This window comes from Coprococcus sp. AM11-30B, assembly GCF_027674365.1.
GTDB lineage: Bacteria > Bacillota > Clostridia > Lachnospirales > Lachnospiraceae > Allocoprococcus > Allocoprococcus comes.
The window spans coordinates 20,276-38,948 of sequence record NZ_JAQDVB010000002.1 but is presented as its reverse complement, the minus strand read 5'-3'; the positions used below and the strand labels follow the sequence as shown (position 1 = coordinate 38,948).

At 41.0% G+C, this 18,673-nt stretch carries 21 protein-coding genes; 6 read left to right on the top strand and 15 right to left on the bottom strand.

Features of this window, described 5'->3' with window-relative positions:
* Window positions 1-4 precede the first annotated feature (4 nt).
* Complete coding sequence (locus PGU50_RS01185) at window positions 5-1,000, bottom strand: SIS domain-containing protein (RefSeq protein ID WP_004074321.1); 996 nt, start codon at window positions 998-1,000, stop codon at window positions 5-7.
* A 315-nt stretch (window positions 1,001-1,315) separates the two neighbouring features.
* Here PGU50_RS01185 and PGU50_RS01180 point away from each other — a divergent pair, with 315 nt between their 5' ends.
* Together PGU50_RS01180 and PGU50_RS01175 are read left to right on the top strand one after the other, a co-directional pair.
* A complete protein-coding gene (locus PGU50_RS01180) occupies window positions 1,316-2,026 on the top strand; it encodes a GntR family transcriptional regulator (RefSeq protein ID WP_118198798.1) in 711 nt (236 codons plus the stop codon).
* Window positions 2,023-2,760, top strand: coding sequence for a GntR family transcriptional regulator (locus PGU50_RS01175; protein ID WP_008370857.1), 738 nt, complete (start codon window positions 2,023-2,025; stop codon window positions 2,758-2,760). Before PGU50_RS01180 ends, PGU50_RS01175 begins: the two co-directional genes overlap by 4 nt.
* Before the next feature lie 304 nt (window positions 2,761-3,064).
* Here PGU50_RS01175 and PGU50_RS18060 read toward each other — a convergent pair whose 3' ends face one another.
* The gene (locus PGU50_RS18060; RefSeq protein ID WP_227084887.1) at window positions 3,065-3,172 is read right to left on the bottom strand and encodes a helix-turn-helix domain-containing protein; all 108 of its coding nucleotides are present in this window, start codon (window positions 3,170-3,172) and stop codon (window positions 3,065-3,067) included.
* Between the two features lie 151 nt (window positions 3,173-3,323).
* Here PGU50_RS18060 and PGU50_RS18055 point away from each other — a divergent pair, with 151 nt between their 5' ends.
* The gene (locus PGU50_RS18055) at window positions 3,324-3,491 is read left to right on the top strand and encodes a helix-turn-helix domain-containing protein (protein WP_082421158.1); all 168 of its coding nucleotides are present in this window, start codon (window positions 3,324-3,326) and stop codon (window positions 3,489-3,491) included.
* A gap of 78 nt (window positions 3,492-3,569) precedes the next feature.
* Here the strand turns inward: PGU50_RS18055 and clpB are convergent, their stop codons facing one another.
* The 4 genes from clpB to PGU50_RS01145 all read right to left on the bottom strand — a co-directional run bounded on the left by clpB (window position 3,570) and on the right by PGU50_RS01145 (window position 8,364).
* Window positions 3,570-6,170 (bottom strand): ATP-dependent chaperone ClpB, encoded by a 2,601-nt coding sequence (gene clpB / locus PGU50_RS01160; protein ID WP_118198797.1) that lies wholly within the window; start codon window positions 6,168-6,170, stop codon window positions 3,570-3,572.
* A 166-nt stretch (window positions 6,171-6,336) separates the two neighbouring features.
* Window positions 6,337-7,371, bottom strand: a complete 1,035-nt coding sequence (locus tag PGU50_RS01155) for a DnaJ C-terminal domain-containing protein (RefSeq protein WP_270245993.1) — start codon at window positions 7,369-7,371, stop codon at window positions 6,337-6,339.
* Window positions 7,372-7,437: 66 nt separating this feature from the next.
* Complete coding sequence (locus PGU50_RS01150) at window positions 7,438-7,908, bottom strand: Hsp20/alpha crystallin family protein (protein ID WP_008370865.1); 471 nt, start codon at window positions 7,906-7,908, stop codon at window positions 7,438-7,440.
* 294 nt (window positions 7,909-8,202) lie between these two features.
* Entirely contained in the window at window positions 8,203-8,364 is a 162-nt protein-coding gene (locus tag PGU50_RS01145; protein WP_243000039.1) for a hypothetical protein, read from the bottom strand.
* A gap of 333 nt (window positions 8,365-8,697) precedes the next feature.
* On the opposite strand from PGU50_RS01145, the gene PGU50_RS01140 reads away from it, so the two are divergent.
* Window positions 8,698-9,075, top strand: a complete 378-nt coding sequence (locus tag PGU50_RS01140) for a TnpV protein (RefSeq protein ID WP_044998821.1) — start codon at window positions 8,698-8,700, stop codon at window positions 9,073-9,075.
* Between the two features lie 66 nt (window positions 9,076-9,141).
* Here the strand turns inward: PGU50_RS01140 and PGU50_RS01135 are convergent, their stop codons facing one another.
* The 3 genes from PGU50_RS01135 to PGU50_RS01125 all read right to left on the bottom strand — a co-directional run bounded on the left by PGU50_RS01135 (window position 9,142) and on the right by PGU50_RS01125 (window position 12,131).
* Complete coding sequence (locus tag PGU50_RS01135) at window positions 9,142-9,906, bottom strand: class I SAM-dependent methyltransferase (RefSeq protein WP_173826571.1); 765 nt, start codon at window positions 9,904-9,906, stop codon at window positions 9,142-9,144.
* 322 nt (window positions 9,907-10,228) lie between these two features.
* A complete protein-coding gene (locus PGU50_RS01130) occupies window positions 10,229-11,659 on the bottom strand; it encodes a MobA/MobL family protein (RefSeq protein ID WP_117469313.1) in 1,431 nt (476 codons plus the stop codon).
* A gap of 256 nt (window positions 11,660-11,915) precedes the next feature.
* Window positions 11,916-12,131, bottom strand: coding sequence for a helix-turn-helix domain-containing protein (locus tag PGU50_RS01125; protein WP_008371081.1), 216 nt, complete (start codon window positions 12,129-12,131; stop codon window positions 11,916-11,918).
* Window positions 12,132-12,312: 181 nt separating this feature from the next.
* On the opposite strand from PGU50_RS01125, the gene PGU50_RS01120 reads away from it, so the two are divergent.
* Together PGU50_RS01120 and PGU50_RS01115 are read left to right on the top strand one after the other, a co-directional pair.
* The gene (locus PGU50_RS01120) at window positions 12,313-12,963 is read left to right on the top strand and encodes a helix-turn-helix domain-containing protein (RefSeq protein WP_044998824.1); all 651 of its coding nucleotides are present in this window, start codon (window positions 12,313-12,315) and stop codon (window positions 12,961-12,963) included.
* A 125-nt stretch (window positions 12,964-13,088) separates the two neighbouring features.
* Window positions 13,089-14,387 (top strand): tyrosine-type recombinase/integrase, encoded by a 1,299-nt coding sequence (locus PGU50_RS01115; protein ID WP_117469314.1) that lies wholly within the window; start codon window positions 13,089-13,091, stop codon window positions 14,385-14,387.
* On the opposite strand, the gene PGU50_RS01110 is transcribed toward PGU50_RS01115, so the two are convergent.
* The 6 genes from PGU50_RS01110 to PGU50_RS01085 form a co-directional block, all read right to left on the bottom strand.
* Window positions 14,326-14,706, bottom strand: coding sequence for a hypothetical protein (locus PGU50_RS01110; protein WP_270245992.1), 381 nt, complete (start codon window positions 14,704-14,706; stop codon window positions 14,326-14,328). The genes PGU50_RS01115 and PGU50_RS01110 overlap by 62 nt on opposite strands.
* Window positions 14,707-14,819: 113 nt before the next feature.
* Window positions 14,820-15,341, bottom strand: coding sequence for a class B sortase (locus PGU50_RS01105; protein WP_270246051.1), 522 nt, complete (start codon window positions 15,339-15,341; stop codon window positions 14,820-14,822).
* 59 nt (window positions 15,342-15,400) lie between these two features.
* Window positions 15,401-15,631 (bottom strand): hypothetical protein, encoded by a 231-nt coding sequence (locus PGU50_RS01100; RefSeq protein ID WP_118198794.1) that lies wholly within the window; start codon window positions 15,629-15,631, stop codon window positions 15,401-15,403.
* Window positions 15,632-15,699: 68 nt separating this feature from the next.
* Window positions 15,700-15,840 carry a hypothetical protein gene (locus tag PGU50_RS01095; protein WP_207660977.1) on the bottom strand — a complete coding sequence of 47 codons (141 nt, stop codon included), beginning with the start codon at window positions 15,838-15,840 and terminating at the stop codon, window positions 15,700-15,702.
* The gene (locus PGU50_RS01090; protein WP_117555945.1) at window positions 15,834-16,790 is read right to left on the bottom strand and encodes a carbohydrate kinase family protein; all 957 of its coding nucleotides are present in this window, start codon (window positions 16,788-16,790) and stop codon (window positions 15,834-15,836) included. The genes PGU50_RS01095 and PGU50_RS01090 overlap by 7 nt, the downstream gene beginning before the upstream one ends.
* Window positions 16,791-16,841: 51 nt before the next feature.
* The gene (locus tag PGU50_RS01085) at window positions 16,842-18,662 is read right to left on the bottom strand and encodes an amylosucrase (protein WP_118198793.1); all 1,821 of its coding nucleotides are present in this window, start codon (window positions 18,660-18,662) and stop codon (window positions 16,842-16,844) included.
* Window positions 18,663-18,673: the final 11 nt, after the last annotated feature.

The window sequence follows — 18,673 nt, the reverse complement described above, 5'->3', positions numbered from 1 at the left end:
CACCTTAATAGTCCAGACATCTGTAATATCTTCTGATTTCCATAGGATGACAATTGACTTTTTCCATATGTACATCAATTCTCTGTGTTACCGCATGCATCACTAAATGTGATATATATCCTCTGTACTCTGGACTAATTCCTTTTAATTCAAATTTCTTGGTATCAATAATATTGTATTTTCCACAAATGCGTGGCAAGAAGTTTGCAACGCGCTCGCTCAATGATCTCTGAGAATCTTCCCCAATAAATACTGTAACTGGTGTATCTTTGTCAATTATTTCTAACATTCCATGGAAAAATTCTGCACTGTGGATAGATTTTGTACGAATCCAATGCTGTTCTTCCCAATAACACATTGCATAAGAATATGTGGCACCATACTGGTTCCCAGCCCCAACAAAATAATGAATTTTGTCGTCCTTATGACGATTTGCAAATTCTTCTCCGAAAGCATCTGCTTCCTTTTCAACTTCCACAAGTGCAGTTGCCAAATACTGATCCAACTCCTTGTATAAATCCTCATATTCTGGAAATTCTCCTGCATTATACATAAATCTATCTGCTACCATATAAAATTTCAATTGTTCATTGGCAGGATATGTAATCACATAGTCTACAAGTTTTGCAAGTTCTGCAGTAGCAACATCAATAAAACCAATCACCCTTGCTCCACTCTTCTGTGCTTTTTTTACTCCATCTACGATTTCAGAAGTTGTTCCTGTAACAGACGAAATAATTACAATAGTTCCTTCTCCAACTTTTTTATTTCCAGTTGTCAAATACTCTGCTGCGTTTTCAACAAAAAATGAAAGTTTTGATTTTTCTTTCATATGAACCTCTGCCTGGAGGCAAGATGCATATGTTCCACCGATACCGAGCCAACAAATATTCTTGTATCCTTCTTTACAAATTCCATCAATCAATTCATTAATTTGATTTCTCAGAGCAAGCGCTCCATTCACACTTTCAATCTGTTTCTGTTCATTAAATTTCAACATAGTGTTTTCCCTTTCCCTTCTTTTGTATTGGTGACTATTTTTAAATTTAATATACCACTTTTTTCATTTTTTTCAATATTTCACGCAAAAAATATTGAATATTGTTGTATTTTTATAAATATAAATGCATTTTTTTATACACAATGCATATATTTCTTTTATTCTGGTATGAAGCACATTTCAGGTTTACTATACCAGTTTTTATATTTATTTTTTATTTATTCATTTCTTTTTTCCTTTCCATTTGCTTTTTAAGAACTGACAACGTATAATTTGATTATAATTTACAAGTAAATTATAATATTAGGAGTTCTTATGAAAAAAAATTTATTAACTTTAGATGTTGCATTATCAAAAGAAATCAAATACATGCTAAAGGAAGAACACTATCTTCCAGGTGACAAACTGCCTTCGGAACGAAAGCTGGCAGAGCTGTTTCATGTACAACGCTTAACTGTTCGTGGAGCCTTGAATCTGTTACTTCAAGATAAAACAATTATCTCAAAACCACGAAGTGGTTATTACGTAGCGCCTAAACGCATTTTACAATCCATTCGTAATTTTTCCTTACATTCAGAGGAAGATAGCGGACAATTAACTTACGAATTATATGATTTCAAAAAAATAGAAGCAGATAACTATCTTGCAAGCGAAATGTTACTTCCTGAAAAATCGAAAATATACAAAATTGTTTGGCTTTATTCAGATGGTACTCAACCAATTTGTATCAATACAACTTATATTCCTGAATATATCTATCCAGATCTCACCCAACAAATTGCTGCTTCTGCTCCTGCAATTGATTTGATTACAAACAATTGTCAAATAACCTTGGCAAAATCGAATCAAAAAGTCACCTTACTTTACGCAGACACAAAGACTGCTCAAATTTTAAATATTCCTGTTGATAGCCCTTTAATGAAATACAAAGGGCTCATGTATGATAAACAAGGACATCTTGCAGTCTTTTTTGAAAATAATATGCTAATTGATCGTTTTGGTTTTATCAGGGAGGTAGTTTTATGAGCAATGATGATGTATTAGCCGCACAAATAAAATCTAGTATCATTACAAAAATTAAAACACAGGAATATCTTCCTGGGGAGTTGCTTCCTAGCGAACGGGATTTTGCAACAATGTATAGTGTAAGTCGGTATTTGATTCATGACATCTTTGACGAATTAATTAGCCAACATTACTTAATTCGCGTTCACGGAAAGGGAACTTTTGTCCGCAAACCCGAACAAAATCGAGTTGCTTTAGGAGTACTAAATGAATCAAAAAATGCCAGCTTTACCTCTTTAGTTCGTAACTTTGGTATTGAAATTTCCAATAAATGCTTAGGCACAGGTATAATCAAAAACAGAAAATACTTTGCAGATAAACTTGGACTTTCTGAAGAAGATGAAATATACGGTATTCATCGAATTCGTCTTGGAAACAAGGAACCTCTTGCAATTGAGTTTACCTATGTTCCTCTTCATTTTTTTTCAGATATCGATAATTACAATTTTGAGCACATATCGCTTTATGATTATATGAAATCCAAAAATCATTTGCCTGTAAAATTTAATGAGACAATGATGATGGTAGAAGCTGGCGAAAAACTTCAAAAGCACCTTCATCTTCCAAGTGCCACCTCTATCGTCAACTATATTGAATTCATAGGATACGATGAAAATGGTAATTTAGTTGAATATACAGAAAGTTATTCACGCCCTGATAAACTTGAAGTGCGCTTTGTCACAAATGATATCTAAATTCACTTTAATTTTACCATTTAGTATGTGTATGCACCATAAACAAAACAAGATAGAATATACACAAAATAATACTTTTTTAGGGGCGGGGAAAATTGACCACCTAAAGCCGCTTAGAATTAACCATTTTTAGTCGGATAGAAAAGCTTTTCCTTGAAATTTTCTTCACGCTTGTCATCGAATACAGCAGAAGCATTGTTTAGGGTGTCTTAATTTATGAGACCATTATAGTACTCAATATAACAAAAATAAGGACAGCTTTTTAGAACCTCATTAGTTCAAAAAACTGTCCTTATTTTCCATCCTATCGTTTTTTATCTTTTATGTTTTCTTTTCTGTATTTGTGCGGTGTCATTCCGTAACGTTTCTTAAATCGCCTGAAAAAATAGCTTTGATTCTCATACCCGACAATCCAGGGCTATTTCTTCAATCGAAAGCTTTGTATCGCACAACAGAAGAACCGTCATCTGAAATCTTTTTCTTTGCAGAAGCTCCTGAAAATTGTATCCGGTTTTTTGCTTTATCAGCTTGTATCGCGATTATGTGATTGAAGAAGCCATTTTATTCTCCGGTGCAAGCCCGAGGAGGGACGGCGTCTGCTTCAGTTCACGAATAAACCGATCAGTACAATCAGCACTTTTTTGTGTTTTTCAGGCCAGAACCACTTTCAGACTGCCTTCAAAAAACAGTTTGGTATAACTCCAAACGAATACAGGCGCAAGCGGTTATAAACCGTCCTGCGCCTGATGATGTCACCATGATCGGATTCGATGATCTGCCGATTGCAGATTCTTTATATGTCACATTTCTTATACTTCTCTTAAGTGCTGCTTGATCCTTGCAGTAAGTTTTCCATCCACATTATCGATCAGGATCGTATCTCCGCTGCCAACATTTCCTTCCAGAATCAGTTTAGCTGCCTCGGTTTCAACATTCTTCTGAAGATATCTCTTCAATGGTCTTGCACCATAGGTCGGATCATATCCGCCTTCCACTACAAGCTGTTTGGCTGCTTCGGTAAGCTCGATCCTCAGTTCTTTATCTGCAAGCCGTTTATTGATATCATTGACAAGCAGGCTGATGATAGAGTAGACATTATCTTTCGTCAGCGGACGGAACATAATCGTCTCATCCAGACGGTTCAGAAATTCCGGTCTGAAATGTGCTCTCAGATCATTCATGACCATCTCCTCTGCCTCTGGTTTGATATCGCCATTTTCATCGATACCATCCAGCAGATAAGAAGATCCGATGTTCGATGTCATGATCAGGATCGTATTCTTGAAATCAACGGTACGTCCCTGCGAGTCCGTGATACGTCCGTCATCCAGTACCTGCAGAAGTACATTAAATACATCCGGATGTGCTTTTTCTACTTCATCGAAAAGCACTACGGAATACGGTTTTCTGCGAACGGCTTCCGTAAGCTGACCGCCCTCATCATATCCGACATATCCCGGAGGCGCTCCGATCAGACGGGACACGGAATATTTCTCCATGTACTCACTCATATCGATACGCACCATATTGTTCTCATCATCAAACAGATTCTCGGCAAGTGCTTTTGCAAGCTCTGTCTTACCTACACCTGTAGGTCCAAGAAAGAGGAAGGAACCAATCGGCTTAGTCGGATCTTTGATTCCTGCTTTGGAACGGATGATTGCATCGGTTACTTTCGTAACGCCTTCGTCCTGTCCGATGACACGTTTGTGAAGTTCATCTGCAAGGTGCAGTGTCTTGCTTCTCTCGCTTTCGTTTAATTTTGCAACCGGAATACCAGTCCAGCGGGAAATGATCTTAGCAATCTCATCATCGGTAACACTTTCATGAACCAGTGACAGATCTTCATCTTTTACCTTTGCTTCCTCTTCTTCCAGCTGTTTCTGCAACTGTGGAAGACGTCCGTACTGAAGCTCTGCTGCCTTGTTCAGATCATAGCTCCTCTGAGCTGCTTCGATTTCACGGTTCAGCTGTTCAATCTGCTCACGGATCTTCTGTACATGTTCAACAGAATGTTTTTCGTTATCCCACTGTGCTTTCTGCTTTGCGAATTTTTCCCGTTCTTCGGCAAGTTCTTCCTGCAGTTTCTGCAGTCTTTCCTTGCTCAGTCGGTCATCCTCTTTCTTCAAAGCAGCTTCTTCAATCTCCAGCTGCATGATCTTACGGTTCAGTTCATCCAGCTCTGTCGGCATAGAATCCAGCTCTGTCTTAATGGATGCACATGCTTCATCAACCAGGTCGATTGCCTTATCCGGAAGGAAACGGTCTGAAATATAACGGTTACTCAGAGTAACCGCCGCAACCAGTGCGCTGTCTGTGATCTTGACACCATGGAATACTTCATAACGCTCTTTCAATCCACGAAGGATAGAAATGGCATCCTCAACTGAAGGCTCATCCACCATAACCGGCTGGAAACGACGTTCCAGAGCGGCATCCTTTTCAATATACTGGCGATACTCATCCAGAGTTGTCGCACCGATACAATGCAGCTCACCACGGGCAAGCATTGGTTTTAACATATTTCCGGCGTCCATTGCACCGTCTGACTTTCCGGCACCTACAATGGTATGCAGCTCATCGATAAACAGGATGATGTTTCCATCACTGTTCTTGACTTCTTCCAGAACTGCTTTCAGACGCTCTTCAAATTCACCACGATACTTGGCACCTGCAACCAGTGCTCCCATATCCAGTGCAAATACTTTTTTATCTTTCAAAGCTTCCGGTACATCACCACGCACGATACGCTGTGCCAGACCTTCTACTGCTGCTGTCTTACCTACACCAGGTTCACCGATCAGAACCGGGTTGTTCTTTGTCTTACGTGACAGGATACGGATCACATTCCGGATCTCTGCATCACGTCCGATGACCGGATCCAGCTTCTGCTCCCTGGCTTTTTCTACCAGATCTTCCCCGTATTTGTTCAAGGTATCATAAGTAGCTTCCGGATTATCACTGGTTACTCGCTGATTACCTCTTACCGAAGAAAGTGCCTGAAGGAAGCTTTCCCTTGTGATTCCAAGTTCCTTCATCATACCTTTGATCTCACGGTTCGCATATTTCAGAAGTGCGAGGAACAGATGCTCAACCGATACATATTCATCACCCATCTGCTTTGCCTCATCCTCGCCATGGATCAGCACATTATTCAGATTCTGACCAATATACATCTGACCGCCCTGTACCTTCGGACGCTTCCGTAAAAGCTCTTCCACACGGTTCATCATCGTCTCTTTTGTAATGCCCATCTTCTCAATCAGCTTGAGAATCAGGCTGTCATCTATTGTAAGCAAAGAATACAGAAGATGTTCCTGTTCAATTTCCTGGTTGCCATAATCTGCCGCAATCTTTTCAAGGTTCTGTACTGCTGCCATAGAACTTTGTGTAAATTTATTGATATTCATAACATGAGTCCCTCCTTTGCCTTGCTATCTTTGTTCTACTCGAACTATAGCACTTGTTATTAGCACTGTCAATAGTCGAGTGCTAAATCTATATAAATTTTTACTTCCCTGTCAAATCATCGAACTCATTTTATGAGTCCCATCTATATGAAACGCCCCGGATCCTTTATCTTCCTCCGGCAGCGGCTTTCTTATATTCCATCAGTTTCTGTCTTGCTTCTGCATTTAAATGTCTCGGAACCTGAATTTGTACCGTTACATACTGATCACCATGGACATTTGCATCCTTCATGGAAACGATTCCTTTTCCTCTTAAACGAATCTTGCTTCCTGACTGTGTTCCTTCTTTGATCTTACACATCACATCACCATACAGGGTATGCACCCTTGCTTCTCCACCAAACACAGCAGTTGTATAAGGAATGCTGACCGTTGTATAAACATCCATACCTTTTCGTTCATATCCGGCTTTTGGCTGAACAGTTACTTTCAGAAGAAGATCTCCTGCCCCACCTTTTCCGGTTCCCGGCATTCCTTTTCCACGAAGTCTTATGCTCTTTCCGCTGTCAATTCCTGCCGGAATATGCACCTCAAGTGTCTGTGCTTTTCCGCTCTGATCCTGCAGAGTAATTCTTTTATCACATCCAAATGCTGCCTCATCAAATGTAACAGACACACTGGCATTCAAATCCTGACCTTTCTGATCAAAGCCTGCTGACCCGTGGTCACCAAATCCTCCGAAGCCACCAAATCCGGATCCATCGTCATAGAAACTGCTTCTGTGAAAACCATGACCTCCGAAACCATCTGTGCTTTTACTGCTGCTTCCGTGGAAGATATCTTTAAACATATCTCCGAAAATATCATCTGCATTTCCTGTAAAATGATACTCCTGATATCCTCCAGGACCACTTTTGAATCCCTGGAAACCATTTCCAAATCCACTGCCCTGATAGCTGCCTCCTGCAGACTGGTCAAATGCAGCGTGTCCGAACTGATCGTACATCTTCTTCTTTTCCGGATCACTCAGTACCGAATAAGCTTCTGTTACTTCTTTGAATTTCTTTTCTGCATCCGGATTTCCGGCATTGGTATCCGGATGATACTTCTTCGCCAGCTTCCGGTAAGCTTTTTTGATTGTCTTCTCATCTGCATTCTTTGCTACTCCGAGCACCTCGTAGTAATCCCGCTTTGCTGCCATGCTCTGTCACCTCCTGCCTGTAAAACACCCCGGAGATTGCTCTCCGGGGGAAATTTATCTTCTATATTAACCTTCAATTGTGATATATTTCTTCTCTTCTACCGCTGGTTTTGCTTCTTTTTTCGGAACAAAGAGTTTCAGAATACCATGTTTAAATTCTGCTTTGATATCTTCTTCTGTGATATCTTCACCAACATAGTAACTTCTCTGACATGCTCCTGCGTAACGTTCACGGCGGATATACCTGCCGGTTTCTTTCTCCTGTTCATCCTGATCAAGACCTTTCGCTGCACTGACTGTCAGATAACCATCTTTCAATTCTGCAGTAACTTCATCTTTCTTGAACCCTGGAAGATCAATCTCAAGTTCATATCCATCTTTCATTTCCTTGATATCTGTCTTCATCAGATTATTCGCATGATGTCCATAGAGCTTCTTTTCTGCTCTGTTCTCTGCTTTATCTGCATATCCGTAAAACGGAAATCCAAACCAATCATCATCAAATAAATTATTATTAAAAATACTAGGCATTAACATAAGTCCTGTCTCCTTTCAAACACTCATAATACGTTCGGAACACTTTCTGGCGAACCTTTCTTTTCGTTCCCCTTCCTTTGTTCTATCTGTACTATAGCACGCATTATTAGCACTGTCAAGAGGCGAGTGCTAATTTTTTGAGATTTTTTTTGCACCAGCTTTTAAGATTGCTTGTATGTCTTTTCTATTTATTCCAATCATAAAGAATCCTTTCGATTTTACAAATGTCGCAGATTCACACGATATTCTTTTAAAGACGCTTCATCGGCATTGGAAATCTGATATTCCAAATGCTTAATCAATTTCTTCTTTCCAGTTTCCCTTTTGAAGCTCATACTGTGAGATTTGTGTCATTTTCGACTTGTTATCCAGATATTTCTCCAGTTCGATTTCTCCCATAACTCTGTCAAAAGTCAGCACTGGATCACAGATGTCCAGATAATCTTGAATTAGCATTGGCAAATTTTTTTCGGGACTGTTCTTTTTTCACAGCCCCTCAGCTACAGTTTTTTTACTCTCTAAACTTGAATTTGAAAACCACAATTTTATAAGTGGTTATTAACCCTCACAGGGTTTTAATAAAATCCTCCAAAAGCCTTGAAAATTAAGGGTTTATAGCAAAATGCTCACCTTAACTTATTATACGATTTCACACTGTTTTATTCTTCCCTTGGAAGCTGATAAGGGCAAACACAAGGGCAAGAAAATCTGATAACAAGATATAACAGAATGTGGCAATCGGAGAACTGCGACGTATGTGCGAATATATTATACTGGAGGATTTATTATATGGACAAGTACATTTTTGATAAAAGCAACGGTTTGTGGTATGAATTGCAGGGTGATTATTATATCCCTTGTCTGATACTTGCCGAAGAAGAAACACAGCCTATCGGCTTATGGGGACAACGCCACAAGCAGTATCTGAAAGAGCATAGGCACATTGTTTACACCACGATGCTGATTGATGGGACACTTAACCGCTATCTTGCAGATATTAACCAACAGGCGGAGCAAATGTTCCACAGATTGATTGAGGAAATGGTTCAAAAGCAGGGTGTGACAGAACAGTTAAAAGCAGAACAGCCTATGGAATGGATAGGATTGATGAATAACATACAAGCTTATGCAAGAGAAATTGTGAATAATGAAATAATTTTTTCATAGGATTAACGATACGAGGGCGAAGATGCTTCTACACATCTTCGCCCTTGGTTTTTTTATAGTCAATTTTTATTTCGCTTTGCGCAATACCAATAAAAATCGATGAATTTTTCCTTCAATACAACCGTTTTGCTCTAAAATTTGTTGTGCATACAGTAATCTGTTCTTGCAATTATCTACAGAGAAATTAGGAAATTCCCACTCTATAATATGCGCAAACCAAACAAGTGCACCTATATCAAAAAATTTGATTGGTCTGAAGCATTCCTGTGCATCCAAAATGTCAAAACCTACATCACAAAAACGTTTTTTAACTATATCAAGATACTGTTCTGGAAATGGAAGTTCAGTTTTTCCTAAGAGAAGCTCCACCAATTCACGGTCATTTTCAGCCCCAACCTGTTCAGTGATAAAAATTCCTCCACATTTCAAAACACGATGTATTTCTTTGGCATTAAAATCACCGTGACGATTAATGACAATATCAAATTCATAATCACCAAATGGCAACATATCCTTTCCATCACCTGCACGAAAATCAATACCGAGAGGGAGCAAGGTTTCTCTGCATAGCTGAATATTTGGGGGATAGGCTTCGGTTGCACTTGTCTTTACATAAGGATGGCGGAGAGATAACAAGAATTCACCACCACCAGTATCTATATCCAGCAGTTTCATTTCTGGGTTTAAGTAATCCAGTATGATGTGTTGATAATTCCAAGGCAAGTCCGTTTCTTCCGTATATCTTCCCTCAATGTGAGAAAAATCCCATCCATGGATATGTGCAACACTTTCTTCTTTTTTCCAAATGTCTATCAATTCTTTTTCTTTCATCGTAACTACTCCTATTTTGAATATTTTTGTTTTGTACATCAATTATAGGTGCAGCCAACTGACAACATCATAAAATAAGCTCGATACAATCTGTTGCCAGATTTACAACTGCACCGAGTAGTTACCTCGAATAAATCTCATTGTGTGAGTTCACCGCCTTTCGAATTGCCTTGTATCAGTGTATCACTTTTTGAACAAAAAAGAAAGTATCCTTAAAATGATATATTTCAAAACATAATTCTTGCCATTGGTTTTCAGTCAAATTTGTCTATGTAAGACCGCAAGGCAGGTTGCCCTGCGGTGTTGATTTCCTATGTCGTGATTATCTGTCCCTGTCTTGGGATTTCTTTCTCTGCTTCGGCTGAGCGTTCTGTTTGCCCTCTTCCTGAAGCTGTCTGAGCCTGTTACGCACACTTTGTCTTTCGGGCGGTCTGTGCTGTTTCTCGGCAGGTTTCCGTCCGTTCTTGACTGCCTGCTCCCATTCTGCAAGATCTTGGTTATACTGTGTCACAATAGCCTCTGCTTTGCGGTAAGTTTTCATAAACGCCTGTACATCAGGATAACCGTCATCTTTTAGAATATCGGGGATTTTATCCAGTTTTTCAGCAAGTTCGGTTTCAGTCTGCTGTATCTGCTTTTCCAGAGCCTTACGATCCTTGCCCTTGAAGATACCCGTTGTTTCTGCAAGCTGCTGTCGCAGATTCGGAAGTGTGACCTCCTGTATCTTCTTGATTGCTTTCGCCTGTTTCTGTACCTTTAGCATAAGGGTCTGCATTGTGCGGAACTCGTCCATATCCATATTGAGGACTGGCTTGGGTGGCATATCCTTTTCACGGATGATGGCTTGCAGAAATTCCTTTGCCTTGCCTACGATACCTCGGAACAGGTTTGGAAGCCAACCGTTTTCACGGATGGACTGACCGGCTTTGTCGTGGATTTCGGTCTGCTTGATTTCCAGTATCTTTGCTTCTTCAATGCCCGATACAAGAGCCAAATCCGCTGTTCTGTTCCATTCCTGCCTTGCGGTGTTATCTGCTTCGATTTCGGTAGCCTTGGGATTATTCTTACCTATCTTTTTTGTGGGGAGATACACGCTGTTCTTATCAAACACTTTCAATCGCTGTTCGGGATCTGAAATGTGGGAATTGATAAGCTCCGTGTAAACCTCTTTTGCTTCTGCTATGAACGCTTCTGTTTTGAAACGCTCGTCTTTGGTTGTGAATAAATGGCTTTCGTAAACTTCCCCCTTTTTGATAACGGTACAGCCTTTTCGGACTTGACCGTTCTCGTCTGTGATTTCTTTCTTGGTTCGTACCCTTTTTCCTGTTTCGTCATAAAATACGCTTCTGGTGGCAATCTTGATGTCAGGTTCGGGAAGCAGTTTCCTTTCACTGAATATGAGGTGGATGTGGTAATTGGTCTTGCGTTTGTTATGATGCAGAGCCGATACACATTCCACTCCGTACTGCTGTCTGAATTTGTTCGTAAATTCTTCAAGCACCTGCTGCGGGTCAAAGGTGGTATAAATCTCTGGCAGGGCAATGATTAACTCCCTTGCTTCAATACCCTTTCCTGTTGTTCCGCTTCGTAGGAACTCCTGCTGGCTTTCCCTGGCGAGATTGTTCCAAAAGGTATTGTCGGCGGTACGATAGGTGGCATAAAGGTTTTCCTGTTTGGCGTGGCTCGTGATATATGAGATTCTTCCCTTGACATTGGGCAGCTTCGACATCTGAATGAACGAATGTCTTGCCAAGCTTTTGCTCCTTTCTTCGCTGAGAATACCGTACTCATTACGCAACCGACTTGTCGGGTGCGGCTGTCACAGCTATCGGTGATTGGTGGGACAGCAATGGAAATTGCGGTGCAATTTCCTCTGTATCATAGCTGAGGTGATGGTGTCCAAAGCTGTGATACAGGCTCCCCGCAGGGGCGAAATACCCAGAGTACAAATCGCAGATTTGTGCGAGGGGTGTATTTCGCTCTCAAACGCCGAGGGCTTTGGAGAACGGTCATTCCACTTTTCGTACATCATTGGGATTTAGTAAATTCCTGCCCTGATTGACCGTCATAAAACGCTCCAGTGTATCCCTGCGGATAATGGTCTTACGTCCGACTTTCAGAACAGGCAGTTTGCCCCAGTCCACCAGTTTTCGCATTGTGTTCCTACCGATACCTGTACATTCTGCTGCTTCCTCGATAGTTAAACCCATTTTAATTGCTGTCATTATACATCCCTCCTTTCAAAATACTCATTTTGCAACCCTGCGATTATCATTATACTTATTTTGCTATTTCTTGTCAACTTATTTTACAACCCATTAAGATTGTTTTTTAACTTTTATCGAGAAAGTAGTTGCAAAATAGGTTTTGATATGCTATACTTGTATTCGTCAGGAGGTGAAAACCTTGAAAAAAGAAATTACATTCACCGCAAAACAGGTTGGTGAACGAGTGAAAGAACGTCGAACAGAATTGAATCTTACAATGCCGGAACTCGGCAAGCGTATCGGAGTGAACAAGTCAACGATACAGAGATACGAAGCAGACGGCGTAGACCCAAAGAGAACAATGATTATCAATGGACTTGCAGAAGCACTGCTTACCACTCCTGAATGGCTCACAGGTCTTTCAGAAGATAAGGAATATGACAGCAGAACGCTTTGTGAAAAGGACTTGGAAGAACATATCAAGAAGTACATTGATATAGTGTCTACGGTTGTGAATGGCGAACCGCACCAACAGCTCCTTACCACATTTCTCGGAAAGATGATTGATTTGTATTCCGTTCTCTGCTACCACTTCTCCGACGCTATGGCAGAGGTTGACCGTGTGGCAGAAGATGAAGGACTGAAACAGTCTCTCCGCAGATATGCGATTGAATCGGGAGCGATTACAGAGCGAGTTTACCATAAAGAAATGGAAGCACCGATTGAGGATATGAAACGATTCTTAGACGGAATTTTACATATCTACGATGAAGGACGCACCGCTGTAAAGATGAGTGACCTTTTCGGGATAGTAGCGGAAGCCGAAGCAAGGCTTGCCGAAAAAGAATAATTCCGTGGCTCTTTGACAATGAAAAAAGCCGATTAAGAACAATCGGCGGATGTGACATTATTTACTTTACGCACACCATACGTCACAGTTCCGATTGCCACGGATAGAAAGGAGACTATTTATCAATGGCAAAAGGATCTGTAAGAAAAAAGGGCAAGAAATGGTACTACCGCTTCTATGTAGAAGATGAAAGCGGAAAAATGGTACAGCGTGAATTTGCAGGCACAGAAAGCAAATCTGAAACAGAGAGTCTGCTCCGCAAGGCAATGGAGGACTACGAAGCGAAGAAGTTCGTGGCAAAGCCTGAGAACACCATTGTGGGTATGCTGCTTGATATGTGGGTGGAGGAAGAACTGAAACCCGGCAATCTGAGCAACGGTACAGTAATGGCATATATGGGAACAGTGAACAGGATAAAGAAATATCCTATCGGCGACAGAAAGCTGAAAACGGTCACTGCGGAACATTTACAGGCATTTATGGACTTCCTTACTTTCGGAGGACAAAACCCTGATGGAACGATAGCAAAGGCACTCAGCAAAGGGTATCTGAGGTTATTCTCAGCAGTATTGCAGGGAGCATTCCGATTTGCGGTATTCCCGAAGAAACTGATTTCCTTTAACCCTATGCAGTATGTGGTATGGAGGGGAAAGAAAGAGGAATACGAACTGTTTGCAGACGAGGACGGCGAAGTTGACAATGCACCTACCATTGACCATCATCAGTTTTTAATGTTGGAGGACTTTCTGAAAAAGAAAGACAATCCTGCATTGCTCCCGATGCAGATAGCCTATTACACAGGACTTCGTATCGGAGAAGCGTGTGCTCTGACTTGGCAGGATATCAACCTTGACGGACAGTACCTCACAGTGCGACGCAGTATGCGATACAACGGGCAAAGGCACAAGACAGAGATAGGTGCTACCAAACGCAAGAAAGTCCGCACCGTGGACTTCTGCGACACTCTGGCAGATATTCTCAGAAAGGCAAAGACGGAACAGCACAAGAACCGCTTCAAGTATGGCGAACTCTATCACCTCAATTACTACAAAGAGGTAAAAGAAAAAGGCCGTACTTACTATGAAGTCTACAGCCTGCCAAGAACAGAGGAAGTACCTGACGGATACAAGGAAATATCCTTTGTCTGCCTGAGACCTGACGGAGCATACGAGTCACCGAGTACGGTTGGTGTTATGACAAGGTCGGCAAAAAAGAAACTGGAAGGGTTTGAAGATTTCCATTTTCATATGCTGAGACACACATTCACCAGCAATCTGCTCTCCAACGGTGCAGCACCAAAGGATGTGCAGGAACTGCTCGGACACGCTGACGTAAGTACCACAATGAACATTTACGCTCACTCTAAGAGGGAAGCGAAACGAACTTCCGCAAGACTGCTTGATAAGGTGGTCGGGGAAACCTAAACAAAAAGTTTCCCTTGTTTCGGCTCATAAGGGCAAAAACAAGGGAAAATACATAAGGAACGAGTATTAAAATGCCGATTTTCCTTGAAAATACAAGGGTTTCGGAGGATTGATTAGATAAAACAGAATTTACAGGATATTTTTTATACAAAAAAAGAACCTCACTGGTCGTTATTCCTGTTGTTCTGGCATATTCCTTTGATGTAATCTGTCTGCCCTGTCTCCATTTCCGATAGACATACTCCAGAAGGTCTTCTTCCAGTTCTCCTCTGGCTTTTGCAGTATCAATATTTCTGTTTTCTGTTTTTTTATCCGCCATTACTTCACTCTCTGTGTTCTTGTTTTCCTCTTTTGCTTCTGGTCAGTTACTTCAAACCATGGTTTTCCCCATTATATTGTTCTTTTTTTAAGTTTGTCAATGCATTTTACCTGTTAATCATCCGTTTCCTTTAATTTTGTCTGGTCTGTTGTCTGGGTATCGATACATATCGCATGAACAGCAAACCGTTTGCTGTATCCATTCCCGGTACAGGTGGACAGCGTCAGGATCTTGTTCGTTGACTTTGGTCTGATCCCGGTATCAAAATCCGAGTCTTTTACCATCTCGTCAATAAACGTCTGGTATTCTTCCCCCGGCTGATAACCGACTTTATATACATTGCCGCCATTCACCGCATCCTCATAGGAGAAGATCTGATAGCGGTAGGCAGTGCTTTCGGTATAGACCGTAAAGTACTGGTTCTTTTTCCAGAAGCCTTCATCCTTGTATTTCTTCAGACTGCCGAACATACTGCCATTGTTCATGTTGTGTCCGTAAATGATGTTATAAAGGTCGGAAAAATCTGACTGATTCAGTCCTTCCAGAAAGATACTTCCGGCGATATGCTTATTGCCATGGATATCTTTGCGCAGATATTTTTCGTTGTCCCCGGAGTGCACGATAGGATAGTTGATACCAAGCTCATTCTGATCGTCGAACCGTATCCAGCCGATGCCGTCCGGGTTTTCTGTTTTTAACTGGTCAAATTCGACTTTAATGTCGGTGCTCCACCAGTCTTTTTCTTCTGCTTCCCGTCATCTGGTTCGGATTCATCACTGACATATTCTTCGGCAAGTTTTTCATAATCTTTCGTCGACTGCCATCGATCAATATACGGCGGCAGAATATTCCACAATGCCACACCTATCAGAATTACAGCCAGAAAAATCCATATCAGCCATCTATAAGAATTCTTTTTCCTCATGTCACGCTCCCGCTCTTGTTAGTTCTATCAAACTGCTATTGTCATTATGGAATGCACCGCCAGAAATGTCAATCCTTTTCTTCGCACTGTTTATCCATTGGAACTGCCAGCCAGTGTTTCTGATTCATGTACTTTGCCGGAGCAAGGTGATACATTTCGATATAATTGCTTATCATATCCGACTCTGCCTGAACTTCCATGATTAACATTGCAAATTCTGAATTTCATCTCTGGTTGGCATTACACGCAGTGCCCCTTTTCTTGTTGTAATCACAGATGCTGCCGCATTTGCAAAAGTCAGCATTTCCTTCAGGTTTTCTTCCTCTAAACCTTCCATTCCGTGTTCACAGATATAATGTAATACACAACCACAAAATGTATCTCCTGCTCCTGTCGTCTCAATTGTATTCTTCTGAAGGAACGGTTTTACTTCTACCATCGTTCCGTTATAGTATGCACGACTTCCTTCTTTTCCCATAGATACAAGGATCAGCGGAATCTGATATCTTTCTCTAATCCAATTTACCCCTGCCGTATAGTCTTCTTCACCTGTCAGCCATTGGATTTCATTGTCTGAAATTTTCAGAATCTGACAATGTGCTAATCCATACAATACCTGTTCCTTTGCCTCATCCAAAGAGTTCCAAAGTGGTGGACGTAAGTTCGGATCAAAGGAAATAACTGCACCGGATTCTTCTGCAATACGGATTGCTTCTTTTGTTGCTTCGCGCACTCCTCCATGTGTCATGGACAACGTTCCGAAATGGAAGATTTTTGTTTCTTTAATAAGTTCTGCCTGAACCTCTTCTTTATTCAGCATCATATCCGCTCCCGGATTACGATAAAACGAAAAATCTCTGTCTCCATCCGGATAAGTATGTACCATAGCAAGTGTCGTATGGATTTCCTTATCTGTACATAATCCACCTGCATCAATCCCTGCTTCTGTTATCGCATCTCTCAGCTGTTCTCCGAAAAAGTCTTCCCCTACTTTTCCGATAAATGCCGTCTTATGTCCGAGTTTCGTCAGCATTGCAAGTACATTGCATGGCGCTCCTCCCGGATTTGCCTCAAAAAGTGGATTTCCCTGATTACTTTTTCCATTTTCTGTGAAATCAATTAACAATTCTCCAAGTGCCACTACATCATATTTTTTCATTATATTCTCCATTCTGCCTCCAAAAATGACATTGCTTTTTCCATAAAATTCCTATTTTTTCACGCACCATCTGTACTGATAAGGATTCATCCATACCGAATTTATTTCCAGTTTTTCTCCTGTAAATAAATCCTCATATTCACCTTCCAGACAATTCAGCCATGCATTCTGTCCATATTCGGAAAAATTAGCCAGACAGATTAATTCTTCATTTCCTGCTGTTCTTCTAATCGCAAAAACCGCATAATTTCCTGTATCCCAGGTAGAAATACCGGCAGTTTCTCCAAAGCAATTTTCCTGACGCCGTATTTCTTCCATCTGCTTCAGACCATTCCAGATGTCGTACTGTACTGTACCCGCTTTTTTTCTCTTGTCTGCATTGTCCCACTGGAACGGACTGCGGTGCAGATACCTGCTATCCGCAGCAATATCTGGATTTTTCTTATAATCATAATCATTTACCTGACCGATCTCGTCCCCGGATGAAAGCATTACAAATCCTTCCATACTCATACATGCCGCATGCATCATGAGCACTCTTTGGATTCCTTGTTTCACCTGTTCTAAATCCCCTTCAAATCCACCTTTTTCAATTCCGCACAAACTCGCAGTTGTTCCACAGCTTCTGGCATCTTTCGTCGCTGGATCGTAATTATATAATTCTCCTCGCGCAAAGCTATATGGATAAGTACCTTCAAAGAAATGATACAAATATTCTTTGTGCCGGATTGGGTTTATTTCCAGCTTTTTCTCCTGTTCTTCATCCAGTCCCCAGCCAATATCATCATGACAGCGAAGGTAATTGACAAAATAGCAGTTCTTCGGAAGGCTGTGGATCACATCCATCTGATGCTTCAACATCCTTGTGTCTCTCGTAGCCAGTGCTGCCCACAGATTTACCATGCTGGAAACTCCATATAACATATGACATTCCGGTTCACTCTCTGTTCCAAAATAAACCGGCAGTTCTTTTGGTTCCATAACAACCTCACCTTTCAGGATCACAGCCGGGCAGATCATTTCAACAATGATACGCAGCATCCGGACAATACTATGAACCTGGGGAAGATTTCTGCAGCTTGTTCCTAATTCTTTCCAGATATAAGGAACTGCATCAATACGAAACACTTCTACTCCAAGATTTGCCAGATACAGGATATTCTCAATCATTTCATTAAATACTTTCGGATTATGATAATTCAAATCCCATTGATAAGTATAAAATGTTGTCAGTACATGCCTGTGCATCTCTTCACACCATGTAAAATTTCCCGGAGCGGTTTCCGGAAACACTTGCGGCATAGTCTTTTCAAATTGATCCGGAATTTCTCGCGTCTCATAGCACTGATAGCGATCCATATATTCCTGTTCGCCTCTCTTGGCTCGTATCGCCCACTCATGTGTATCTGCCGTATGATTCATAACTACATCCAGACATAAGCTGATGCCACGCTTTCTCAGCTCTTTTGTCAGTCTTTTTAACTCTTCGTTTGTTCCTATTTCCGAATCGACCTGCTTAAAATCTTCCACCGCATACCCACCGTCATTATATGGATGAGGCATCTTTAAAAGCGGCATCAAATGAAGATAGGTAATCTTCTGCTCTGACAGATAATCCAAGTGTTCTATCACACCTTTTAATCCCCCCGCAAACAGCTTCGGATACATCGTCATTCCAAGCATATTTCTGTTGCGATACCAGTTTGGTTCTTTCTCTCTTCTACCGTCTAATCTCCTAAGCTCCGCCGATCTGTCCTGATAAGCCCCTTCCAACATCTGCATTAGTTCTTCATAACATTGTTCATTGTGATATAACTGCAGATATTTTTCATGCAGTTCCTTCTCATATCTTTTTCTTCTTTCCTCTATCATCAATACTCTAT

Excerpts from the sequence above, each read along its gene's own strand:
- PGU50_RS01100 (WP_118198794.1), bottom strand. The coding sequence starts at position 15,631 with ATGAGGAAAAAGAATTCTTATAGATGGCTGATATGGATTTTTCTGGCT.
- PGU50_RS01140 (WP_044998821.1), top strand. The coding sequence starts at position 8,698 with ATGGACAAGTACATTTTTGATAAAAGCAACGGTTTGTGGTATGAATTG.
- PGU50_RS01145 (WP_243000039.1), bottom strand. The coding sequence starts at position 8,364 with ATGCTAATTCAAGATTATCTGGACATCTGTGATCCAGTGCTGACTTTT.
- PGU50_RS01155 (WP_270245993.1), bottom strand. The coding sequence starts at position 7,371 with ATGGCAGCAAAGCGGGATTACTACGAGGTGCTCGGAGTAGCAAAGAAT.
- PGU50_RS01125 (WP_008371081.1), bottom strand. The coding sequence starts at position 12,131 with ATGACAGCAATTAAAATGGGTTTAACTATCGAGGAAGCAGCAGAATGT.
- PGU50_RS01085 (WP_118198793.1), bottom strand. The coding sequence starts at position 18,662 with ATGATAGAGGAAAGAAGAAAAAGATATGAGAAGGAACTGCATGAAAAA.
- PGU50_RS01090 (WP_117555945.1), bottom strand. The coding sequence starts at position 16,790 with ATGAAAAAATATGATGTAGTGGCACTTGGAGAATTGTTAATTGATTTC.
- PGU50_RS01150 (WP_008370865.1), bottom strand. The coding sequence starts at position 7,908 with ATGTTAATGCCTAGTATTTTTAATAATAATTTATTTGATGATGATTGG.
- PGU50_RS01115 (WP_117469314.1), top strand. The coding sequence starts at position 13,089 with ATGGCAAAAGGATCTGTAAGAAAAAAGGGCAAGAAATGGTACTACCGC.
- PGU50_RS01175 (WP_008370857.1), top strand. The coding sequence starts at position 2,023 with ATGAGCAATGATGATGTATTAGCCGCACAAATAAAATCTAGTATCATT.
- PGU50_RS01110 (WP_270245992.1), bottom strand. The coding sequence starts at position 14,706 with ATGGCGGATAAAAAAACAGAAAACAGAAATATTGATACTGCAAAAGCC.
- clpB (WP_118198797.1), bottom strand. The coding sequence starts at position 6,170 with ATGAATATCAATAAATTTACACAAAGTTCTATGGCAGCAGTACAGAAC.
- PGU50_RS01185 (WP_004074321.1), bottom strand. The coding sequence starts at position 1,000 with ATGTTGAAATTTAATGAACAGAAACAGATTGAAAGTGTGAATGGAGCG.
- PGU50_RS01095 (WP_207660977.1), bottom strand. The coding sequence starts at position 15,840 with ATGTTAATCATGGAAGTTCAGGCAGAGTCGGATATGATAAGCAATTAT.
- PGU50_RS01135 (WP_173826571.1), bottom strand. The coding sequence starts at position 9,906 with ATGAAAGAAAAAGAATTGATAGACATTTGGAAAAAAGAAGAAAGTGTT.
- PGU50_RS01180 (WP_118198798.1), top strand. The coding sequence starts at position 1,316 with ATGAAAAAAAATTTATTAACTTTAGATGTTGCATTATCAAAAGAAATC.